The sequence below is a fragment of the Photorhabdus kayaii genome, from assembly GCF_025384895.1.
Lineage (GTDB): Bacteria > Pseudomonadota > Gammaproteobacteria > Enterobacterales > Enterobacteriaceae > Photorhabdus > Photorhabdus kayaii.
In genome coordinates this window covers 1-1,669 of record NZ_JAJAFZ010000168.1, presented here as the reverse complement: position 1 = coordinate 1,669, position 1,669 = coordinate 1, and the positions used below count along the sequence as shown (strand labels likewise).

Here is a 1,669-nt window from a genome sequence, read left to right as displayed (position 1 = left end):
ATATTTTCATCCGCTTGCAATTGGCTGAGCTGGCGCAGACGCTGATTAATTAATTCTTGTTTAGCGCCGTCATTAAGTGGACTCTGCTCATCAATTAAATCACCCGAGGCATAAATCTCAAGCTTATCATTGGTTGCCAAAAAGATATTTTTCGCCCGGTTAATCAGGGTATCTGCAATATTAATAGGACCATCGGCGATAATGCGTAATAGGTTATCAGCAGAAAGCGTGGTTAATACCCTTATTCCTTCCGGGGTATAGTCGTCTCCAGAGATAACAGAAAGCATCCCCCGGCTGGCAAGCAAGGTCACATCACGACCGGAGATATCATAGCCATTCACATCAAGATGTGACCTTCCATCCAGCATGACATGGTTCCCGGCTTTTAAATTCCCCTGACCTAAATAGATTGTTTCTGCGTTAACGGTTAAGTTCTGTTCTGCCATCATTGACGCACGACTGGCTAAATCTCTGGCAGTGAGAGAAATATTTTTCCCGGTGATTAACGCCAGATCAGTAGGTTTCTTTCCCTCGTTAACATGTTCTTTATCAAAATTAAAACTAAATCCCTCTTTAAATACAGCCGTCAAATCCCCACCGGCACTCAGTTTACCGATGATATTCTCCTGACTGTCTTTTATTGCTTTCGTTGAAAAATTTTTGCCTGTCAGGGTGAGGTTTTGCGCCGCGCTTAACTCGCCAACATTATTTATCTCGTTAGCAGTAATGCTGTTGTTTTTACCTGCGGTAATAATAGGGTGACTTTTCTTAGTCAGGTTTACGTTATCCAGTTGAGTCGCTTTAATGGTGACATCACCACCCGCACGGATTTGTCCCTGATTTTGCAATGTTTCGGCGGTCAATATCAGATGTTGGCCCGCCTGCACATGGCTTTGTGCCGCCGTTTCAACGGCTTTGCTGTTGATGTTAATGTCTGTCTTGGCGTGTACTTCCCCCAAGATAATTTTACCCTCAGCAGTTAAACTGATAGCGTCCTGCGCTGTGGTCAGGTTGGTGAGATTAACCCCAACCCCCTCTTCAGTGGCAACCAGTCTGATTTTATTGGCATACATGCCGCCTAACGCTTTGGTATCAACCGCTAATTGCGGCTTTTCCCCTTCTCCGGCGATAGGTTTAACCGTGCCGTCTTTCAAGCTGATACGGTTGGCCCCCTGAGTCAGCGACAGGGTGTTAGCCTGAATTTTTCCATTCAACTCCGTCGCCCGGCTGATGATATCGACATAATCCGTCGTCTTGCCGTCCAGCCCTTTGCCGCCAATGGTAATCTGGCCTTTTTTCACGTCCAGCGCTTCCAGCGCACCCTGTTTATCAAATTGGGGTTTACCGGTGGTCAGGGTTGCGCCGGCGGTATTAATAAAACCACAGCCATCACAGGTAATGCCGTTAGGGTTGGCAATCATCACGTTAGCTTTATTGCCAGCAATTTCCAACTGGCCTTGCAGGTCAGAGCGGCCACTGCCGGTGACTTCGTTAATAATCAGTTCCGCCGCTTTGCCTTTCAGGTTAGGGTTCGCGTTAAGTTGCCCTGCCAGTTGTGATTGAGCCGCCTGTGTCGCGTTATTGAGTACGGCCCCCTGAGTGGTAACATTGAACTCTTGATAGGTGTTGTGGGATATCCCTGCATCATTCGGCGTGGCGATATTCACCA

The 1,669-nt window shown here is 47.3% G+C and carries 1 protein-coding gene; it reads right to left on the bottom strand.

Annotated elements, in window-relative coordinates; translation table 11 throughout:
- The coding region (locus LGZ98_RS23640; RefSeq protein ID WP_262978720.1) for a filamentous hemagglutinin N-terminal domain-containing protein at positions 1 to 1,669 on the bottom strand (1,669 nt) is incomplete at both ends.